Annotated in this window: 16 protein-coding genes and 1 pseudogene; 4 read left to right on the plus strand and 13 right to left on the minus strand. The window is 67.3% G+C overall.

What is annotated here, in order from left to right:
- Nucleotides 1–5: 5 nt before the first annotated feature.
- The 5 genes and pseudogenes from OH799_RS13340 to OH799_RS13360 all read right to left on the minus strand — a co-directional run bounded on the left by OH799_RS13340 (nucleotide 6) and on the right by OH799_RS13360 (nucleotide 4,299).
- Nucleotides 6–563 (minus strand): hemerythrin domain-containing protein, encoded by a 558-nt coding sequence (locus OH799_RS13340; RefSeq protein ID WP_406280044.1) that lies wholly within the window; start codon nucleotides 561–563, stop codon nucleotides 6–8.
- 8 nt (nucleotides 564–571) lie between these two features.
- Nucleotides 572–925: pseudogene (locus tag OH799_RS13345) on the minus strand (thiamine pyrophosphate-dependent enzyme); the annotation flags it as partial.
- Nucleotides 926–1,491: 566 nt separating this feature from the next.
- Nucleotides 1,492–2,250 carry a PRC and DUF2382 domain-containing protein gene (locus tag OH799_RS13350; protein WP_406280047.1) on the minus strand — a complete coding sequence of 253 codons (759 nt, stop codon included), beginning with the start codon at nucleotides 2,248–2,250 and terminating at the stop codon, nucleotides 1,492–1,494.
- A 77-nt stretch (nucleotides 2,251–2,327) separates the two neighbouring features.
- Complete coding sequence (locus tag OH799_RS13355; protein WP_406280050.1) at nucleotides 2,328–2,495, minus strand: hypothetical protein; 168 nt, start codon at nucleotides 2,493–2,495, stop codon at nucleotides 2,328–2,330.
- Nucleotides 2,496–2,769: 274 nt separating this feature from the next.
- On the minus strand, nucleotides 2,770–4,299 hold the full coding sequence (locus OH799_RS13360) for a bifunctional phosphatase PAP2/diacylglycerol kinase family protein (RefSeq protein WP_406280053.1): 1,530 nt from the start codon (nucleotides 4,297–4,299) through the stop codon (nucleotides 2,770–2,772).
- 251 nt (nucleotides 4,300–4,550) lie between these two features.
- On the opposite strand from OH799_RS13360, the gene OH799_RS13365 reads away from it, so the two are divergent.
- Nucleotides 4,551–4,751 carry a hypothetical protein gene (locus OH799_RS13365; RefSeq protein WP_357260685.1) on the plus strand — a complete coding sequence of 67 codons (201 nt, stop codon included), beginning with the start codon at nucleotides 4,551–4,553 and terminating at the stop codon, nucleotides 4,749–4,751.
- Nucleotides 4,752–4,761: 10 nt separating this feature from the next.
- Here the strand turns inward: OH799_RS13365 and pspM are convergent, their stop codons facing one another.
- The 5 genes from pspM to pgsA all read right to left on the minus strand — a co-directional run bounded on the left by pspM (nucleotide 4,762) and on the right by pgsA (nucleotide 8,581).
- On the minus strand, nucleotides 4,762–5,652 hold the full coding sequence (gene pspM / locus OH799_RS13370) for a phage shock envelope stress response protein PspM (RefSeq protein WP_406280056.1): 891 nt from the start codon (nucleotides 5,650–5,652) through the stop codon (nucleotides 4,762–4,764).
- 139 nt (nucleotides 5,653–5,791) lie between these two features.
- Nucleotides 5,792–6,622, minus strand: coding sequence for a PspA/IM30 family protein (locus OH799_RS13375; protein WP_406280059.1), 831 nt, complete (start codon nucleotides 6,620–6,622; stop codon nucleotides 5,792–5,794).
- A gap of 199 nt (nucleotides 6,623–6,821) precedes the next feature.
- A complete protein-coding gene (locus OH799_RS13380) occupies nucleotides 6,822–7,289 on the minus strand; it encodes a helix-turn-helix domain-containing protein (RefSeq protein ID WP_406280062.1) in 468 nt (155 codons plus the stop codon).
- Between the two features lie 114 nt (nucleotides 7,290–7,403).
- Entirely contained in the window at nucleotides 7,404–7,931 is a 528-nt protein-coding gene (locus OH799_RS13385; protein WP_406280065.1) for a CinA family protein, read from the minus strand.
- Complete coding sequence (gene pgsA, locus OH799_RS13390; protein ID WP_406280068.1) at nucleotides 7,928–8,581, minus strand: CDP-diacylglycerol--glycerol-3-phosphate 3-phosphatidyltransferase; 654 nt, start codon at nucleotides 8,579–8,581, stop codon at nucleotides 7,928–7,930. Before pgsA ends, OH799_RS13385 begins: the two co-directional genes overlap by 4 nt.
- Before the next feature lie 141 nt (nucleotides 8,582–8,722).
- Here pgsA and OH799_RS13395 point away from each other — a divergent pair, with 141 nt between their 5' ends.
- Nucleotides 8,723–9,289 carry an amino-acid N-acetyltransferase gene (locus tag OH799_RS13395; protein ID WP_406280071.1) on the plus strand — a complete coding sequence of 189 codons (567 nt, stop codon included), beginning with the start codon at nucleotides 8,723–8,725 and terminating at the stop codon, nucleotides 9,287–9,289.
- 28 nt (nucleotides 9,290–9,317) lie between these two features.
- Entirely contained in the window at nucleotides 9,318–9,602 is a 285-nt protein-coding gene (locus tag OH799_RS13400; protein WP_406280074.1) for a YciI family protein, read from the plus strand.
- A 24-nt stretch (nucleotides 9,603–9,626) separates the two neighbouring features.
- Here OH799_RS13400 and OH799_RS13405 read toward each other — a convergent pair whose 3' ends face one another.
- The 3 genes from OH799_RS13405 to OH799_RS13415 all read right to left on the minus strand — a co-directional run bounded on the left by OH799_RS13405 (nucleotide 9,627) and on the right by OH799_RS13415 (nucleotide 14,036).
- On the minus strand, nucleotides 9,627–10,619 hold the full coding sequence (locus OH799_RS13405; RefSeq protein WP_406280077.1) for a TerC family protein: 993 nt from the start codon (nucleotides 10,617–10,619) through the stop codon (nucleotides 9,627–9,629).
- Between the two features lie 219 nt (nucleotides 10,620–10,838).
- A complete protein-coding gene (locus OH799_RS13410; RefSeq protein ID WP_406280080.1) occupies nucleotides 10,839–13,421 on the minus strand; it encodes a DNA translocase FtsK 4TM domain-containing protein in 2,583 nt (860 codons plus the stop codon).
- Between the two features lie 81 nt (nucleotides 13,422–13,502).
- Nucleotides 13,503–14,036 (minus strand): TIGR03085 family metal-binding protein, encoded by a 534-nt coding sequence (locus OH799_RS13415; RefSeq protein ID WP_406280083.1) that lies wholly within the window; start codon nucleotides 14,034–14,036, stop codon nucleotides 13,503–13,505.
- Between the two features lie 129 nt (nucleotides 14,037–14,165).
- Here OH799_RS13415 and OH799_RS13420 point away from each other — a divergent pair, with 129 nt between their 5' ends.
- Complete coding sequence (locus OH799_RS13420) at nucleotides 14,166–14,546, plus strand: DUF4189 domain-containing protein (RefSeq protein WP_406280086.1); 381 nt, start codon at nucleotides 14,166–14,168, stop codon at nucleotides 14,544–14,546.

A 14,546-nucleotide genomic window follows, 5' to 3' on the forward strand; every position in this document is an offset into this window, starting at 1 on the left:
CACGCTCACAGGTCTTGTTTGTGCCGCCAATCCCGCACGGCGTCACGTACCCGATCGAACAACGCCAAGGGCGGACCAGCCACCAGGTTCGCCAGCGCGGACTCCCCCGCGTGCGGATGCGGGCGGGTGGGGGCGACCGCCTCGGCCGCGCGCACCGACCCGGCCATGCGCTCCAGCTGATGGGACGAATACTGGCTGCGCAGCATGGTGAACTCCTCGGCCTCCTCATGCGCGGCGTGGGCGGCTACCGCATCGGCGAACCCCGCGAGCTTCGCGTCGAAGTCGGGATGCTCGACGCCGAGATCGTAGAGTTCCGAGAGGGCACGCTTGGCCTCGTTCTCCTCTTCCAGACGGGGGCGCACGACGTCGTCGGCGCCGAACCTGGCTCGCCGGGCAACCGGGTGCACGACCTCCTCCTCGGCGCTTTCGTGCACGGCAAGCAGCCGGACCAATTCGGTGAACACTTCCTGTTTCGCGTCGTGCCCTGCCCGCAACCGCCGCAGCAGGGTGGTGATCTGTTCGTGCTGGGCGGTAAGCAGATCGACCACATCCTGTTCGGTCATCGTGCTTCTCATTTCTGCCGAAACGGAACGAATTCCTGTGCTTTGGTTTTGGCGCCCTGCACCATCAGGCGCCACCCGTCGGGGTCGCCGCGCAGTACCGCTTCGGCGGTGTCTTTCATCTGCTCCCAGCTGGCATGCGGCGGGATCGGCGGCACCTCGGGATCACAATGCACATCCAGCACCACCGGCCCGTCAAAGCCGAGCGCACGATCCCAGGCCGCACCGAGCTGGTCAGGGTCGTCCACCGTGATCGCCGCCAGTCCGGCACTGCGCGCGATATCGGCGTAGGAGATATCCGGAAGTGTTTGGGATTCATCGAATTTCGGTGCACCACCCATCGCACGCAACTCCCACGTGACCGTGGACGAAGGCAGGACCGTCATCCTCCGCGCGGCCCAACGCCGCCACCAAGCCATTGATCCCGTCACCGGGATAACCGAAAACCTGACGAACCCCCCACTCCCGAAGACGCTCCACCACATAGTCCCCGACCTGCTGCGCCATTGGCTCCTCCTCCGTATCCGGCCGGCCGCGCTTGTCGCCAGCCGAATACCCGACAACCAGCAGGCCAATCAAGGGTGTGCCCGACTTCCCGGCATGTGTTCCGCGAGTAGGCGGTGGCGCGACCGAGGACCGCGGCACCGCTTGAACGATCGGTTGCGGCCGTGCCGTATCGCGAGCACTTCGGCCGCCGCACCGCGGTGAAGTGCTCAGTGGTGCGGCGGCGGAGCACGGCGATCGGCCTCGACAACGCCGGCAGTTGACCACTTGCCGCTCATGCGGCTATGGCTTTGTCGGATTACCTTGGCGGAGTCGAGGAGTCGCTTCGGTGCGACCTTTTGGCTATCCTTCCCCCCTAGGAAAGAGCGGCCCACGCATGGGCAGCACCGGCCGACTTCACGGCCGGTGCCACCCCGTGCGCGGCGGATCACCGCCGACGACAGTCGGGGTCATCGACCCCCTGGGTGTCGATGAGCTGCTCGCGCACGCCATCGGAGACGATGCGGCTGTCCTCGACCTCGTCGACATCAAGGCAGACCCGCTCGGCCCGCCCCGATTCGTTGTTCACCATCATCTGATCGTGGCGCAGGGTGACCTCGGCTTCTTGCTCGCCGATGTCGTAAGGACGGAAGGTGTAAGGGTCGGTGATCGGCTCACGATCGACCTGCACCTCTTCGCGCCGGGCAGGCACTTCGACAGTCTGGTCCTCGGCCTCCAAGTACCTGCGCATCCGCGCCCTGCCCGCGATCTCCTGCTCGGTACCGAGGTCGAACCGCTCCTCCGAGCGCACCATACCGGTGTCGGGACGCTGCCGGCCCGGGGCCGGGCTCGCGGCCTGCCGCGGATTCCTGCCGAAGATGTCGCACTCGGACCGATTCGGGTCGATGTCGTAGTGGTCGAACAGTTCGAGCTCGGCCTCCGGACTGATCATCCCGTTGTGTGCCAGATTCGGCGCGGTCTTCACCAACTCCTTCTTCACCTGCACCTGCAGCGCGCCCGCGTCCCACTGGTGGTGGGCACCGGCCAGCGGCACCAGCGAATCGTCGCTGAACAGCCCGGTGGATACCGCGACCCAGGTGGGCGATCCGGAATCATTATCGATATAGACCCGCTTGACCTTGCCGATCTTGTCGCCGCCCGGGTCGTACACAGCGCTGCCGATGAGCGCGTCCAGCATGTCAGTCATGGTTCCTCCGCGGTTCGTTCGATGCGGTGCGCAGGCCGACGGAACGCGTGCTGTACACCGCGTCTGCTGAGAGTGGTTCAGTCGCTTGTCGATCGCTCGCTCACGTCGAGCCCGGCAGTGCTACGCCGCGCTCTGCGCGCCTGCCGCACCGGGTCCTCTTCGAGGTCACACGTCAGGTATCGACTGATGTCCAGCCGCTGCGTGTCCTGGTCGAGCTGAGATATTCGGTAGGAAACATCGAACATAACGTTGCTCCTGCCCAGTAGTGAATTTTCCCGGCCCGCTTCGGGTCGGACGGTCAGCAACATGGTGGCAACTACCCGGCTATCGGCGCATCAAACAAGAAGTCGGTGGCAATTCGATCAACTCGACGAGGATTCGATCGTCGCGCGCCCCCCGGCGACGCCATAGCAAGCGGGTCGGTTCGAGGCTCGCCGCCCTTGGATAGAGTGTCGACAGGGTTGGCGTCCGGAGAACGCCGCCACAACGTTTGCCGAAGCTACTCGCGCGGGCCCCGGCTCAGCGATTCCCGTGCGCGGGGTCGGGTTCCCCGTCGGCCCTCTTGATCAGGATCAGCTCCGAGGGTCGGCTGGTGAACCGGAAGTCCTTGCCGCGGTAGTCGACTTCGCCGTCGGTCGCCAGCGACACCGGCGCTTCGGCCACCCGCACGTCGAGCCGGACGACCCGGTGATGGACATAAGTGGGAGAGTCTTCCAACTTGCCGGTCACGGTGGCAGCGATCAGGCGCAGCCGCGAGAACGGGACGTCGGCGCGCAGATAGCGGACGTCGAGGGTGCCGCCGCGCAATTCCGGGCGCGACATCGGGATCTGGTTGGCGGGCTCGTACCTGCCGTTCCCGATGAACAGCATCCACAGGGCGGTGCGAGTGTCGTCGATGGTGACATGCACCGGCTGGGCGCGGAACAGCACACGCACCATCGCGATTCCCGCGGCGGGCCATTTGCCGATGCGACGCTCCCAGCGTTCCCGGATGCGAACGAAATCGGGGTAGCCGCCGAGGCTGGCGGTGTTGACGAAGACACGCTTGTCGGCGCCGTCGACACGCACCTCGGCCACGTCTACCCGGACCGCTTCGCCCGCCTCGAGCGCGGCGAGGGTCCGATCGGCCTCGTCCACTCCGGCGTCCCTGGCGAAATGGTTCAGCGTGCCACCCGCGAAAACGGCAAGCGGCATCCGATGGCGCACCGCGCACTCCGCGACGGTGGACACCGTTCCGTCGCCTCCGACCACGCCGAGCGCGACGACGGGATCGTGGCGCAGCCGCTCGTCGACCCGCGTCTCGAAATCGTCGGCACCGTCGAGTTCGAGCACCTCCGCCTCGGAGAGCCGGTCGCGCAGCAACGCAAGCGTGGCGTCGCCGTCGCCAGCTCCCGACTGCGGGTTGCCGATCAGCAGCACTCCGGCGCCGGCGTGGATCGGCTCGATCCGCTCGGCCGGTCCGAGCGCGGCGGGTTCGTCGTCGCGCAGCGCCCACCACTGCCGGGTGACCAACGCGACCGCCCCACCGAAGAGCGCCCCCGCGACCACGTCGGAGGGCCAGTGCACGCCGATGTGCACCCTGGAATAGCCGACCGCGGCGGCGACCGGCGCCACCAACGCTCCCGCCGCTGGCGACTCCAGCGCCAGCCCGGTGGCGAACGCGGCGGCCGAGGCCGAATGCCCCGACGGGAACGATGACGACACCGGCGGAACGACCAATCTGCGAACGAACGGCACGGATTCGTCGGGCGGGCGGCGACGGGGGAACAGCGGTTTGGCGATCCCATTGGCCACACTGCTGGCGATGCCCAACGCGAGGAGACCGCGGACCGCGCCGCGCCGGGTCGCGCGGTCCCCCGCTACGAACAGGACCGCGCCGAGCACGATCCACAGGCGGTTCTTGTCGGCCGCCGTGCTCAATCCTTTGAGCAGGCGGTCCCCGTGGGTCGGGCGAACGCGCGCGCTGCGGGCGACCAACCAGCGATCCAAGCTGCCTGCCATACCGGCGATACGCCTGCTGCCCGATCCGCGAGTCGAAAGATGCCGCATCGCCGCAGCCTACCGACCGATCAGGCACCGTGTCGGTCGCCCGTCAATTCCTTTGCCAGCACGCGCGATTGCGTACCTCGGCCGAAGAACCCGCTCGCAGTCCGCGCCGCATCCTTTTCAGTGCACGGATGTACTCTGATCTCGAGCGCACAGTACCGTTGAACGGCAACCGGAAAGAGATGATCGATTGATGCAGACACCTCATTCAGCACACAGTCATGCACTGAACCTCAGGTGAGGGCCGGGACCTGATGGAAAACACGAACGAGCTGGCGCAGGAACTCGCGGCCGCGGCATGGCGGCATGGTTCGGCGATCGCGGGGATCGTCGGCTCCGCCGCGCGCAAGGCGTCGTGGGAGGTGCTCGACCTCATGGCCGAAGGCCGCGAACTGGTGGGTGCGGCGCTGCGCGCTCGAGCCGAGGAACAACGCCACCGAGACCGGTTGCGCTGAGCCGGACCGATCAGATCGGTGGCCGCGGCGACGCGGGCACCGATTGATCGGCAACCTCGGTGAGCGCCTGGGCCCACCCGTCCAGGCGGTCGGACGCATGCCGTAGATCCGCGACGATCGTGTCGAAATTGTGCCGCAGCAGGGTGCTTTCGGGAACCGCGAGCATACGGCCCGCCGCGGCAACCACCAGTTCATACTCCGCTACCCCGGCGTCGAGTCTGCCGAGGGCGAGGCGCACATTCTCCGTGAGCGCCACCCCCGCAGGCGAATTCGAGTAGCCCATCGTGCCGAGCGCCTGCTCCATCGCGGTGATGTCGGCAGCGAGAGCGTGCAACGCCGCGGATCCCGAGGCAGCGGTTTCGAGCAGGTCGGCCAGTTCATCCTCGGGCAGTCGATTCGAGCGTAGGATCTGGGCGCCCAGCCCATGCAATGCCTTCTCCGCGCGCACCAGTCGGCCGATCGGCGGACGGGCGCTCGACCACGGCGGCGGCTGTTTGCGCGGAAGGAACGCCGCCTGCGGCAGCGGAGCACCACGCAGACGCAGATAGCGGCGGGTACTCAAAGCCGCGCCGGTGACCAGCGCGACCGCTCCGCCACCGACCATGACCACGGCCCACACCGGCGCCGAGATGACCGCGAGCCCAACGGTTCCCGCGGTGGTGAGACCGGAAACGGTACCGAGCTGAAAGCTGCGTCGGCGGACCCTGCGGCGGCGACGCAGCTCCCGCTCCCGGGGATCGGCCCAGCGCCGCACTGCGACAAGTGCGTTCTCACCGACCTCGCGAATGTTGTCCGGCAGGCTACCCGGCTGCGGCGCCAAAGCGGCCTGCGCCCGGATGATCGCGGACCCACGGACCCGACGCGCTTCTGGCCGTCGCTCGCGAAATGCACTGCCGCTCATGCTTTTTCTCCCACCGGTTGCGCGGATCGGACGGACGTGCGCCCGAGCCGGCCGACGGCCGGCCGGCCGGGTATCCACGCATTGCCGTTCAGTGAACCAGCCCCCACCGACATATCCTTGCCGAGCGTCCGACCGCTGCCTACTGCTGCGCGGTCTGGCCCTTGTTCATTTGCTGCTGCGCCGGATTGGACTGGGTCTGCGCCGGCTTGATAGCGGGCTGGGCGGCGCCACCGGCGGGCAACTGGTCACCGCGCATGGAGGCGCGGATCTGCTCCAGCTTGCTGTGTCCGGCCATCTGGACACTGGCCTGCTGGACCTCGAGCATGCGGCCCTGCACCGTGTTCTGCGCGAGCTCGGCGGCGCCGAGGGCGTTGGCGTAACGGCGCTCGATCTTTTCGCGCACCGCATCCAGGCTCGGGGTGCTGCCAGGCGCCGACAGCGTGGAATCCATCCGCTGCAGTGACGCGGAGACCTGCTCCTGCATCTTTGCCTGCTCCAGCTGGCTGAGCAGCTTGGTGCGCTCGGCGACCTTCTGCTGCAGCAGCATCGCGTTCTGCTCCACGGCTTTCTTGGCCTGGGCAGCCGCCTGCAGCGACTGGTCGTGCAGGACCTTCAGGTCCTCGACGGACTGCTCGGCGGTGACCAGCTGTGCGGCGAACGCTTCGGCGGCGTTGGTGTACTGGATCGCCTTCTCGGTGTCGCCCGCCGCGGCGGCCTGATCGGCCAGCAGAACGGCCTGGCGCGCGTTGGCATTGAGCTTCTCGACCTCGTCCAGCTGCCGGTTCAGCTTCATCTCCAGCTGACGCTGGTTGCCGATCACCGACGCGGCCTGCTGCGAAAGAGCCTGATGCTGCCGCTGAGCTTCCTCGATAGCCTGCTGAATCTGAACCTTCGGATCCGCGTGCTCCTCGATCTTGGCATCGAAGAGGGCCATCATGTATTTCCAGGCCTTGACGAACGGATTAGCCATCGATTGATCCCGCCTCCATCTGACACGCCGCGCTTCGGCGCGACTCCAGTGCGCGACCGTCACGCACTCGATATCTGCCTATCCTCCACCATGTGGCACCCGGGCCGGGCGAACCCGGCCCAATCGACACCTATGGAGAATCTATCCGCTTTCGGCGTCGGTCCGCAGTGTTGCGGCGGCGACCACGTCTCGTTCTGCGTCACACACCCTTCACCAAAACCAGCATGTCCGACTTCGGCGCGGGAATCACGATCCTGGTGTCCTCGGCGAGCGGCAGCGGACGCGCGCCGGCCACCGACATGGTGGCGGTCGCGGGAGCCAACGCAGGCTCGGCGGGCGCGGCGGCCTCCGAGTTTGCGCCGGCCTCGACAGCGGTCTGCTCCCGCTCCGCGGGAGCGGCGGCCGCGGCGTCCGCTGGAGTGCCGGCGGGCGCGTCGGCGCCGGCCATGACCGTGCTCACGTCCCACAGCACTCGCGACAGCGGAACGTCCAGTGCCTCGCAGATGGCGGCGAGCAATTCACTGGAGGCTTCCTTACGGCCGCGCTCGACCTCGGACAGGTATCCCAGGCTCACGCGCGCCGAGGTGGACACCTCGCGCAGGGTGCGGTTCTGGGCGAGACGCGCACGCCGCAGACTGTCCCCGATCGCCTCTCGCAGCAGCGTCATCTCGTTCTCCTTCGCTCCCGGTCGCCGGGCCGACAAGCTACGTCGGATCCCCACGCATGCCGTTCTTTCTCGCACAACGTCGGAGGAGGGCCGGTTGGTTCCCACAGAGCCAAATCATTCGCTCCGCCCGACGCGTTCGGCCGGACCGGGGTACGGCTCACGCACACATCGAAGCAACTCGCGCACCGCCCTGTGTGTTGCTCCGATTCTGATAGTCCACCGGTCCCCCGGGAGTTTCAACCGCACCACTTCGGTATGTCCTGGACCAGCCAGGCCGAGAAAGACGGTTCCCACCGGGCGTCCGTCCTGCGAATCGGGTCCGGCGACGCCGGTCAGCCCCACACCCCAGTCCGCAACGCACCTCGTCCGCGCGCCCACCGCCAACTGCTCCGCGGTACTCGCCGCCACTGGACCTTCCGTCGCCAGCACTTCCGCACCGACGCCCGCGAGGCTCTGTTTGAGGTCTGTGGCATACACCACCAACCCGCCGCGCAGAACGGCGCTGGCGCCGGGAACTCCGGCGATGGTCGCGGCGAGCAAGCCCGCGGTGAGCGACTCCGCGGTCGCCACCGTCTGCCGCGCGGCCACCAACGCTCGCACGAGATCGGCGGCGGGCACGCCCGCGGTGAGCGGATCGGTCATGCGCCGCGCGCCCGGCCCGGCCCGCCCGCGAACCACACCCTGGCTGCTTGGCCGACATAGTCCAGCCCGGTCAGTACGGTGAGTGCGACGGCGAGGTACATCAGCGCCATCCCGGCGTCGGCAAACCAGCCCGACAGCGGCAGCAGTAGCACCGCGATCGCCAACGACTGTACGAGCGTCTTCAGCTTGCCGCCGCGTCCGGCGGGAATCACACCGCGCCGCACGACCGCGAGCCGCAGCAGCGTCACGCCGATCTCGCGGCCGCAGATGATGATCGTGATCCACCAAGCCAGATCGCCGAGCACGGACAGGCCAATCACCGCCGACCCGATCAGCGCCTTGTCCGCGATGGGGTCGGCGAGCTTGCCGAAATCGGTGACCAGACCGTATTTGCGCGCCAGTTGCCCGTCGAACCGATCGGTGATCGCGGCGAGGCCGAACAGGGCGGCGGCGGTGATCCGCCAACCGGCCTCGTGCCCGTCCCCGACGAACAGCGCGACGACGAACAGCGGCACGATCGCGATCCGCAGCATGGTGAGGATATTCGCGATGTTCAGCAGCGGCACCGCAGTCTCGGCTTGGGCGAAACCGGGCCGCATCGGGCTCGGAGCGCTCCACGGACGGTCCATCTCGTCAGGTTGCACGCTCATGCCCCGCCTTGCCCACGGTCGGCTCGGTCATGGCAGCCTCGTCATCCCGTCGCGCTGCCCGGCGCGATGCGGTGAGCGGAACGACTGGAGGTGCGGCACACGTTCAGACTATCGGTAGCCCGGCCGACTAATGTGCACCCCATGACCTCTCGGGGACCATTAGGTGGTTCGACCAGCGACGCGCATCCGGGCGCGGCTTGTGCCGCGCAGACCTCTGTCCCGGCTGTCCGACGCGCGCGAACCTCCGACGTGCCCGAGATCAAGCGCCTCGTCGATGCCTACGCGGGCCGGATCCTACTGGAAAAGAACCTGGTCACGCTGTACGAGGCAGTGCAAGAGTTCTGGGTTGCCGAGCTGGACGGCCGCGTCGTCGGCTGTGGCGCGCTGCACGTACTGTGGGCCGACCTCGGCGAGGTACGAACGGTGGCTGTCCATCCCGATGTCAAAGGCTCCGGTGTGGGCAAGCTCATCGTGCAGCGCCTGATCGCGGTAGCCCGTGAAATCGAGCTGCGGCGGCTGTTCGTGCTGACCTTCGAAGTGGAGTTCTTCGGCAGACACGGGTTCGTCGAGATCGACGGCACCCCGGTCACCGCCGAGGTGTACGCGGAGATGTGCCGGTCCTACGACACAGGTGTCGCCGAGTTCCTCGATCTGAGCTACGTGAAGCCGAACACCCTCGGCAATACTCGAATGCTGCTGACGCTCTGAGTCCGTCTCTACAGGAAGCGATCCATTCATGCCGATCTTCGCCGTCCACTACGTCTACTCCGACAGCACCATCGCCGAACGCGACACCCACCGTCCCGAGCATCGGACCTGGTTGGCCGCTCTGGTCGAATCCGGCACCCTGCTGAGCAGCGGACCGTACCCGGACGGGTCCGGCGCGCTGCTCCTCTTCCGGTCGGACGACGCGGGACAGCTGAAGGAGCTGCTGGCGCGGGATCCGTTCGCGCGGGAGGGCCTGATCGACGACGTCCGCGCGGTCGAATGGGTTCCCGTGATGGGCGCCTTCGCGCCCTGATCACGGTCGACAACGGGTACCGGGCTATCGACCGACCCGGGTGCGTGCCGCGCCGCGGGTCCGGACCAGGCTCGCGACCGTCGCGACGATCAGGATGACGAGGATGACACCCAACGAGACCGACGTGGAGATCTCCGGGACAACGACGTGCTCACCGCCGTTGACGAACGGCAGCGTGTTCTCGTGCAGCGCGTGCAGCACCAGCTTCACACCGATGAACGCGAGGATGGCCGCCAAACCGTAGGAAAGGTAGACCAGCCGGTCGAGCAACCCGCCGATCAGGAAGTACAGCTGCCGCAAGCCCATCAGAGCGAACGCGTTCGCGGTGAAGACGAGATAGGGCTCCTCGGTGAGGCCGTAGATCGCCGGGATGGAGTCCAGTGCGAATAGCAGGTCGGCGAACCCGATGGCCAGCAGTGCGAGCAACAGCGGTGTCATCGCGCGGCGTCCGTCGATCTTGGTGACCAGCTTGTCGCCGTCGTACTCCTCGGTAGTCGGCAGCATCCGTTTGGCAAGCGCGACGATGCGGCTGTCGCGCTTCTGCTCGTGCTCGACCTCGTGGCCGCTGTCCCGGATCAACGTGACGGCGGTGTAGACGAGAAAGAGGCCGAACAGATAGAACACCCAGCTGAACGCGCTGATCGCGGCCGCACCGACGGCGATGAACACACCGCGCATCACCAAGGCGATGACGATGCCGATCAGGAGCGCCTTCTGCTGGTAGATCCGCGGTACCGCGAAGGTGGACATGATGATCAGGAAGACGAACAGATTGTCCACCGAGAGCGCCTTTTCGGTGACAAAGCCCGCGTAGTACTCGCCCGCGAACGTCGATCCCCACTGCCAGGCGACGACGCCGCCGAAGGCCAGCGCCAACCCGATGTACACGGCGGACCAGAATCCGGATTCCCGGAACGTCGGCTCGTGTGGCGTGCGGACGTGCGCGAAGAAGTCGAAGACGAACAAGCCGAGGATCACCGCGACGGTGATTCCCCATTCGAGTGCGGTTACCTGCATGCGGTGCGCCGATCGGCAGGGAAAGTCATGGTGTCCATAATGCCCGATTTGTCCGTTCGCTTCTGCTTGCGGGGTGGTTGCCGAGCATACTTTCACAGGCGTTCACCCGGGCACCGGGGCCAGGGTCGGCGAAATCGGCGGATGATCGCCCGGAGCGGCCCTTGACCGTGTCTTTCGCAGACCCTCGCCGGATGTCCGAACTGCCACCGTGCTCAGGGATCACTCCTCGGGCTCGGCTCCTTCGCCGCCCGCACCGCCGCCGCGGATCGACCACAGCAACCCTTCCAGCTCATCGGGTTTGACGAGCACGTCGCGCGCCTTGGACCCCTCGCTCGGACCGACGACGCCGCGAGTCTCCATGAGGTCCATCAGCCGCCCCGCTTTGGCGAAGCCGACCCGCAGCTTGCGCTGCAACATGGAAGTCGACCCGAACTGGGAGGTGACGACGAGTTCCACCGCCTGGAGGAAGACGTCGATGTCGTCACCGATGTCGGGGTCGACGTCCTTCTTCTCCCCCGGCTTGGCAACGGTCACACCGTCCTGGTAGTCGGGTTCGGCTTGGTTCTTGGCGAAGTCGACGACACCGTGGATTTCCTCGTCGCTGATGAAGGCGCCCTGCAGACGTGTCGGCTTGCCCGCGCCCATCGGCAGGAACAATCCGTCGCCCATGCCGATCAGCTTCTCGGCACCGGGTTGGTCGAGGATGACGCGCGAGTCCGTCAGCGAGGAGGTGGCGAACGCCAACCGAGACGGCACGTTGGTCTTGATCAAGCCGGTGACCACGTCCACCGACGGGCGCTGGGTGGCCAGCACGAGGTGAATGCCTGCCGCGCGGGCCTTCTGGGTGATCCGCACGATGGCGTCTTCCACGTCGCGCGGGGCGGTCATCATCAGGTCGGCGAGCTCGTCGACGATGGCCAGGACGTACGGATAAGGCTTGTACACCCGTTCGCTGCCCAGCGGCGCGGTGATCGCGCCGGACTTCACCTTCTTGTTGAAGTCGTCGATGTGGCGCACCTTGTTCGCCTGCATGTCCTGATAGCGCTGCTCCATCTCCTCCACCAGCCAGGCCAGCGCGGCCGCGGCCTTCTTCGGCTGGGTGATGATGGGCGTGATCAGGTGTGGAATGCCTTCGTAGGGGGTGAGTTCCACCATCTTCGGGTCGATCAAAATCATCCGGACCTCATCCGGCGTCGCGCGTTGCAGCAGCGACACCAGCATCGAGTTCACGAAGCTCGACTTACCCGAGCCGGTGGAACCGGCGACCAGCAGATGCGGCATCTTGGCCAGGTTCGCCGACACGAACTCGCCCTCGATGTTCTTGCCGAGGCCGATCACCAACGGGTGATGATCGTTACGGGTGGATGGTGCCTTGAGCACATCGGCGAGACGGACCAGCTCGCGGTCGGCGTTGGGCACCTCGATGCCGACCGCGGACTTGCCCGGGATCGGTGCGAGCAGCCGGACGTTCTCCGTCGCGACGGCATAGGCGATATTGCGGGCCAGCGCGGTGATCTTCTCAACCTTCACGCCCGGCCCGAGTTCCACCTCGTAGCGAGTGACCGTCGGCCCACGCACGAAGCCGGTGACCGCCGCGTCGATCTTGAACTGCACCAGGACCTCGGTGATCGCCTCGATCATCGATTCATTGGCGGCGCTGCGCTTCTTGGGCGGGTCGCCGTCGGTCAGCAGGGACAGCGGCGGCAGCGTGTAGTCGCCCTCGACCACGCGATCGGTAACGAATTCGAGCTGCTTCGGCGCGGCCGGGGTCTGATCCTCGGCCACCGCGGCCGGAGGTTGTTTCTTCGGCCTCGGCTTCGGCTTCGGCGCGGGCTCCTCGACCGCGATCGGCTTGGCATCGCGCAGCGGCGGCTCGCCGAGCACCTCGGTGACGGCATCGGGATCGCCGAACTCGTCGGCCGGGTAGTTCTCGGCGGGCGTGCGGCCACGCCGTTTCGAGCCGGAGCGGTGCACCGGGAAGCCGTCGGCGTCGTAGTCGGCCGGATCGAATTCTCCGAATTCGCCGCCGTAGTCACCGTATTCGTCACCACCGCTCGCGGTGCCGAAGTATCGGCGGAACTTGTCAGGCACCTCGCGCACCGTCGTCCCGGTCACCAGCAGCACACCGAAGACGATCGCCAGCAACAGGATCGGGACCGCGAGCCAGGCGGTCAAACCATCGGTGAGCGGGCCGCCCACCACGAAGCCGACGAAACCGGCTGCGTGGGAACGCCCGTGCGCATCGGAGGGTGCGCCTGCTGCGACGTGCCACAGCCCCAGGACCGGCAAGCCGATCAGCAGCCCGCCGAGCACGAGCCGCGGGCGAATCTCGGGCCGCGCCTCGGTGCGCATGAGGACGACGGCGATCCCGCATGCGACGAAAGGCAATCCCGCCGAAGCCGACCCGGACACCGCGCGGATGACGTCCTCGACCCAGTGCCCGACCGGCCCACCCGCCGACAGCCACACTGCCGCCGCGATCACGGCGCTGAGCGCGATCAAGGCGAGCGCGATGCCGTCGCGGCGATGTCCGTGTTCGATCTCCCCGGCCCGGCTCAACGTCCGGGTGGTGGCGCCGACGGCACGGGCCAGCATGGTCCAGCCGCTGCTGATGCCGCGCCCGAGCACCGCGAGCGGTGCCGTGTCCGACTTGCGACGCACCGGGCGCCGGACCGGCGTGGTGCGCCGACGCGGCGCCCCAGAGGTGCGGGGCGTGGCCGCGCGAGACCGTGCCGTCGTCCTCCCCCGCGCCGATCCCGCCCGCGCCCGAGTCGTCGTGGTGCTGCGGGACTTACCTGCCATGGACCCAGGCTAGCCGCAAACGCACCATCCGGACCATCCGCAACACTGGTATCGCCGGTCGCAGCCGCGTGCAAGACGGAGTCACACCGAGCGGTCCAGGTCGAGCACCGCGCGGACGGCGTCGGCGTCACCGCTGGTTTCCAGCAGAACCTCGTCTCGCCCGAAAGCATGCAGCAACAGCTCCGACGGCTTGCCGGTCAACGTCACCACCACGCCGGACGCGGACCTGGCAACCACGCGCCTGCCGTCATGCGTCCGTAGGGCGACCGTGACAGGCGCCTTCCGGTAGGACATCGACGCCATCCTGCGCACCTGCGACCACAGCTTGTCCTCGTCGGCGGCGGTCAGCTCGCGCGGCTGCCAGCCCGGGGCGGCGCGGCGCACGTCCTCGTGGTGCACGAACATCTCCGACAGGTTGACTACCGCGTCGACCGGCCGCAGCGGCGACCACCACGGCGGACCGGTGCGCACCTGCTCCAGCAGCGCGGAAAACGGTTTGCTCGCCGCCTTCGTCTGCACCCGGTCGAGGTAGCCTGCGATCGGCTTCAGCAGGATTCCCGGTGCGGCGTCGGGCCGCCGCTCGCGAATCACCACATGCGCGGCGAGATCCCGCACCGTCCTCGTCGCGGGAACGCGAACTCCCTACCCCGGGAATCTCCGGCTAGCGTAATGAGAGTCGGCTATGTACCTTTGTCACTCGGTCCATCGGGTCGTGGACCCAATGACAAGAAGGGCAAATCCTCCGTGAAGAAGCTTGCTAGCGGTGTGGCCGTGCTGGCGGCTGCGGGTACCGCGCTGGCCATCAGCGCACCTGCGGCACATGCCTACACCAACAACTACGGCGCCATCGCACTGTCCACCTCGACCGGGCTGATCGGGTATTCCTACGACTACCCGGACTCCGCTGCCGCAAAGCGACGCGCCATCAGCTCCTGCGGCGCAGCGGACTGCAGCACAAGGGTCTGGTTCGCCAACGGGTGCGGCGCCGTGGCGTACTCCAGCAGCAACGGCAACTGGAGCTGGGCGTACGCCTCGTCGCGCCGTGCCGCGCAGAGCCGAGCCTTGTCCAATAACAGTTCCGACGCCTACATCGTGCACTGGAACTGCACGTCCAACCACGGCTGA

The sequence above is a fragment of the Nocardia sp. NBC_00881 genome (assembly GCF_045207455.1).
GTDB lineage: Bacteria > Actinomycetota > Actinomycetes > Mycobacteriales > Mycobacteriaceae > Nocardia.

Excerpts from the sequence above, each read along its gene's own strand:
- OH799_RS13395 (WP_406280071.1), top strand. The coding sequence starts at position 8,723 with ATGACCTCTCGGGGACCATTAGGTGGTTCGACCAGCGACGCGCATCCG.
- pgsA (WP_406280068.1), bottom strand. The coding sequence starts at position 8,581 with ATGAGCGTGCAACCTGACGAGATGGACCGTCCGTGGAGCGCTCCGAGC.
- OH799_RS13340 (WP_406280044.1), bottom strand. The coding sequence starts at position 563 with ATGACCGAACAGGATGTGGTCGATCTGCTTACCGCCCAGCACGAACAG.
- OH799_RS13360 (WP_406280053.1), bottom strand. The coding sequence starts at position 4,299 with ATGCGGCATCTTTCGACTCGCGGATCGGGCAGCAGGCGTATCGCCGGT.
- OH799_RS13365 (WP_357260685.1), top strand. The coding sequence starts at position 4,551 with ATGGAAAACACGAACGAGCTGGCGCAGGAACTCGCGGCCGCGGCATGG.
- OH799_RS13400 (WP_406280074.1), top strand. The coding sequence starts at position 9,318 with ATGCCGATCTTCGCCGTCCACTACGTCTACTCCGACAGCACCATCGCC.
- OH799_RS13410 (WP_406280080.1), bottom strand. The coding sequence starts at position 13,421 with ATGGCAGGTAAGTCCCGCAGCACCACGACGACTCGGGCGCGGGCGGGA.
- OH799_RS13385 (WP_406280065.1), bottom strand. The coding sequence starts at position 7,931 with ATGACCGATCCGCTCACCGCGGGCGTGCCCGCCGCCGATCTCGTGCGA.
- OH799_RS13380 (WP_406280062.1), bottom strand. The coding sequence starts at position 7,289 with ATGACGCTGCTGCGAGAGGCGATCGGGGACAGTCTGCGGCGTGCGCGT.
- OH799_RS13405 (WP_406280077.1), bottom strand. The coding sequence starts at position 10,619 with ATGCAGGTAACCGCACTCGAATGGGGAATCACCGTCGCGGTGATCCTC.
- OH799_RS13355 (WP_406280050.1), bottom strand. The coding sequence starts at position 2,495 with ATGTTCGATGTTTCCTACCGAATATCTCAGCTCGACCAGGACACGCAG.
- OH799_RS13375 (WP_406280059.1), bottom strand. The coding sequence starts at position 6,622 with ATGGCTAATCCGTTCGTCAAGGCCTGGAAATACATGATGGCCCTCTTC.
- OH799_RS13350 (WP_406280047.1), bottom strand. The coding sequence starts at position 2,250 with ATGACTGACATGCTGGACGCGCTCATCGGCAGCGCTGTGTACGACCCG.
- pspM (WP_406280056.1), bottom strand. The coding sequence starts at position 5,652 with ATGAGCGGCAGTGCATTTCGCGAGCGACGGCCAGAAGCGCGTCGGGTC.